Origin of the sequence: Mesorhizobium sp. M1E.F.Ca.ET.041.01.1.1 (genome assembly GCF_003997355.1) — a bacterium.
Taxonomy (GTDB): domain Bacteria; phylum Pseudomonadota; class Alphaproteobacteria; order Rhizobiales; family Rhizobiaceae; genus Mesorhizobium.
Window position 1 is genome coordinate 1 of sequence record NZ_RZSL01000547.1, and the last position, 4,039, is coordinate 4,039.

Below are 4,039 nucleotides of genomic sequence, written 5' to 3' on the forward strand. Positions count from 1 at the left end.
GGCGAGCTCAAGCTCGAGAAGCAGACCAAGCGCGGCCTGAGGCGCGAGGCCGACGACGCCGATTTCGGCAAGGAAGGCGCCGCGGCCATGTTCGGCGTCGTCGGCCTCGCGCTTCAGGCCGCGCTTGGTCTGCTTCTCGAGCTTGAGCTCGCCTGCGATGACATCGAGCGTCGTGCCGGCCTTCAGGCGCTTTTCCAGATCCTGCGCCTTCGCGTCGAGCCGCTTGTCGGTCTCGGCACCCGTCCAGTCGGCCGCGACCTTCTGGCGGACTTCATCCAGCGTGCGGTCGCGTGCCGGGGTGATTGACTGGACTTCGTAGAACACGAAGCCGTTGTCGGCGGTGGTCAGGCCTTCATTTTCCGTATTCGGCTCGGCCTCGAAGACCGCCTTGATGAGATCGGCAGATTGCGGCAAGTCGTTGACGATCGTGCCATCCGGCCGCTGGCCGGTCCGGTCGATGGCGTCGATGGTGACGATCTTCAGCTTCAGCTTGTCGGCGGCCTGGGCAAGCGAGGCGCCCGAGGCGCGGGTGTCCTCGTAGCTGTCATGCACGTCGAGCAGGATGCGGCTCGCCTCGCCGAGCGCCAGGTCCTTGCGGATCTGGTCGGACGCCTCCGAAAGCGGTTTCACCACCTGCGGCTTGATTTCGGTGACGCGCAGCAGCACCGGGCCGAAGGTGCCCTGAACCACCGGACTGACCTCGTTGGCATTGAGCGAGAAGGCCGCGTCGGCCACCGCCTTGTCGGCGATCTTGTCCTTGGCCAGCGTGCCGAGCAGTGTGTCGGCCTGGGTCTTGCCCTCGGCGGTGACGATCTTGTCGAAGGTGGCGCCGGCTTTCAGCGAGTCATAAGCGGCTTTGGCCGCGTCCGGCGTCTTGAACACCAACTGTTCGATGGTGCGCATTTCAGGCGTGGTGTAGCGCGCCTTGTTCTTGTTGTAGTCGTCGGCGACTTGGCTGTCGGTCACCGCCGTCGGGTCCATGATGTCCTGCGGCTCAAGCCGGATATAGGAGAACTTGCGGTATTCCGGCGCTGCGTAGTTCTTCTTGTTGGTCTCGAAATAGGTTTTCAGCGCGCTGTCGGACGGCGCATCGATCGGCTGCACCAGCGTCTTCGGCAGGACGAGATAGTCGATCGTGCGGTCCTCGCCGCGATAGAGCGCGACCGCCTTGAGGAAGGTCTGCGGCGCCTTGAGGCCGTCAGAAACCGCCTCGACGATCTGCTGGCGCTTGGCCACCTGGGAGCGATTCCTGAGATAGTCTTCAGGTCGCATGCCGAGATCGCGAAGCCTGGCCTCAAACACCCGCAGATCGAACTGGCCGCTTGGGCCCCTGAAAGCCGGTTCCTGGTGCGTCAACTCGGCCAAGCTGTCCTTGGAGAAGCCTAGCCCGAGCTTGCGGGCCTGCTCGTCAAGCACGGCGCCTGAAACGAGCTGCGCCAGCACCTGATTGTCGATGCCGAGGAGCTTGGCCTGCTCATGCGTGATGCGCTGGCCATATTGCTGCGACAAGAGGTTGATCTGGCGATCGTAGGCGAGGCGGTACTCGTTGATCGAGACCGTGGTGCCGCCGGCGGTGATCACCGAATGATGGCCAGCCAAGCTTCCCGACAGGCGCCCGGAAATGCCCCAGACGGCAAAGCTGACCACCAGCAGGGACAACAACGCCTTCGCGACCCAGGTGCCCGCCGCGCTTCTCAATAAACCAAGCATGCTTACTTCCGATTTTTGCGCATTTTCGCGCGCGCCCGAGTCTGAAACAAGCGCAATAGCGCCCTTCCGGCCCACTGTCGATTGCTTTGTGGCCTGATTTTGGTAGTGAGGGCGCAGCCTTATGTCGCCTGGAGAACCGACCCCATGACCCCTGGAATCCGTCCGCTCGTCGCCGGCAACTGGAAAATGAACGGCACCAGCGCCTCGCTCAACGAGTTGAGGATGATCGGCAATGGCTTCATGAGCGGGCTGGATGCGGAGACCGAGGCCTTGGTCTGCGTGCCGGCGACCCTGCTTCACCAGGCCGCCGAGATCCTTTCGCGCACGCCGGTCCGCGCCGGCGGCGAGGACTGCCATCCCAAGGAGAGCGGCGCCTACACCGGCCAGATTTCGGCCGAGATGCTGAAGGATGCCGGCGCGAGTCACGTGATCGTCGGCCATTCCGAACGGCGCGAGCAATGCGGCGACGACGATGCGATCGTCCATGCCAAGGCGTCGGCTGCCTGGCGGGCAGGGTTGGCGGCCGTCGTATGCATCGGCGAGACGCGCGCCGAACGCGAGGCAGGCGCGACGCTCGATATCTTGTCGCGCCAGCTCGACGGTTCGGTACCGCCGAGCGCCACCTCCGCCAATACGATCATCGCCTATGAGCCCGTTTGGGCGATCGGCACCGGCCTGACGCCGACCGCCGCCGACGTTGCCGAGGCGCATGCGCATATCCGCGGCAAGCTGACCGCCATGCTCGGTGACTCCGCGGCCAGGATGCGCATTCTCTACGGCGGTTCGGTCAAGCCTTCCAATGCGGTGGAACTGCTTGGCGTCGAGAATGTCGATGGCGCGCTGGTCGGGGGCGCGAGCCTCAAGGCGGCGGACTTCCTCGCCATTGCGGAAGCCTATATGCACATGTCGTAGCCGCGGGCGCTTATCGGAACGGCGGGGAGGCGGCCCAAATCGTTGCAACGGCCGGATTGCTCCCCATATTCCCGGCCACGGGCTTGGAAATGCCGCCAAAGCATTGTAAGGAGCCGCCTCCAAATCACCGGTCGTATGCGCGGCCGCGCAAGGCCTCGCCAGGATAAATTATGGAAACCGTACTGATCGTCATCCACCTCATGGTCGTGCTCGCCCTTGTCGGAGTGGTGCTGCTGCAGCGCTCCGAAGGTGGCGGTCTCGGCATTGGCGGCGGTTCCGGTTTCATGACGGCGCGGGGCGCCGCCAATGCGCTTACCCGCGCGACGGCAATCCTGGCCGCGGCCTTTTTCGTGACCTCGCTCGCCCTGTCCATCCTCGCCCGCTACGGCGAGAAGCCGACCGACATCCTCAATCGCGCTCCGGCGTCGGGCGTGCTTAATCAACTGCCGGGCGCGAACGGTCCGGTGGGCGGCACTGCGCCCGCGGCTCCGTCGGGCGGCACGACGACCACGACTCCGCTTTCGAACGGCGCCGCGACGACAGCTCCGGCCACTGCGCCCGTCACGCCGGCGCCCGCGAATCCGGCCACGCCGCCGGCCGCGAATGGCGTCACCTTGCCGGTCACCCCGCAGGTTCCGAACCAGTAGCCGGCCAAGCATTGCCGCCGCGATTCTGTTGTTGTTTGAACACAGTCGCGGCAAATGCCGCTTGATCACGAAGATTCAACCGGGCGTAACCTGTCGCTCAGCTTGAGCGGCCCACCGCTAATCGACTATAGATTGCGCGCGGCACTTTCGGCGTCCTTGGGGGGCGCCGGGCGACGCCGTGGGCAACAAGCATTGAACGATCGGATCTTCGCCATGCAGCTTCGCAGCTTCATTCTTTTGGGATTCTGTGCCGTATTCGGCATGGGTTCAGCAGCCTTTGCCTCGCCGGCAAACCTGGCCGCTTCGCCGTCGGTCGAGAAAACCGACGCCATCAACGTCGCAGCCAAGAGCGACGCATCGCAGCTGAAGCTTCTCAAAAAGAAGAAAAATCCAACCTCGGACGACCTCGCCCAGATCGGCAAGCTCGAGTCCAAGATCGCCGCTGACAAGGAAGCGGCCAAGGAAAAGGCACTCGAAGCCCGCAAGATGGCGATGCGCGAGGCGGCCAAGGCCAAAGCCGACGCGGCGCGTCAGGAATGGCTGGCCAAGAAGGGTTCGGCAGCATCAACGGAAGTGGCCGACGCAAAGCCGGTGAAGAAGATCACCAAGATCATCGCACCGCTGGAATCTCTGACCCCGATTGCGCCGATCCAGACCGACGAACCAATCTCGGATGAAGCCATGAACATTGCGGCCACCGGCAACAATGGCGAGCTGCGCAGCGAGCAGCCGGGACAGAAGCAGGCCAGCAGCGGCGGGCTGTTCGCCGG

At 64.3% G+C, this 4,039-nt stretch carries 3 protein-coding genes and 1 pseudogene; 3 read left to right on the plus strand and 1 reads right to left on the minus strand.

Annotated features, from left to right (window positions below; all coding sequences use genetic code 11):
- The coding region (locus EOA38_RS29835) for a SurA N-terminal domain-containing protein (protein ID WP_127300931.1) at nt 1–1,710 on the minus strand (1,710 nt) is incomplete at its 3' end.
- A 144-nt stretch (nt 1,711–1,854) separates the two neighbouring features.
- On the opposite strand from EOA38_RS29835, the gene tpiA reads away from it, so the two are divergent.
- The 3 genes and pseudogenes from tpiA to EOA38_RS29850 form a co-directional block, all read left to right on the plus strand.
- Complete coding sequence (gene tpiA, locus EOA38_RS29840) at nt 1,855–2,622, plus strand: triose-phosphate isomerase (RefSeq protein WP_127300932.1); 768 nt, start codon at nt 1,855–1,857, stop codon at nt 2,620–2,622.
- 170 nt (nt 2,623–2,792) lie between these two features.
- Nucleotides 2,793–3,269, plus strand: a complete 477-nt coding sequence (gene secG / locus EOA38_RS29845) for a preprotein translocase subunit SecG (RefSeq protein ID WP_126093905.1) — start codon at nt 2,793–2,795, stop codon at nt 3,267–3,269.
- Nucleotides 3,270–3,482: 213 nt separating this feature from the next.
- Nucleotides 3,483–4,039: pseudogene (locus EOA38_RS29850) on the plus strand (L,D-transpeptidase); the annotation flags it as partial.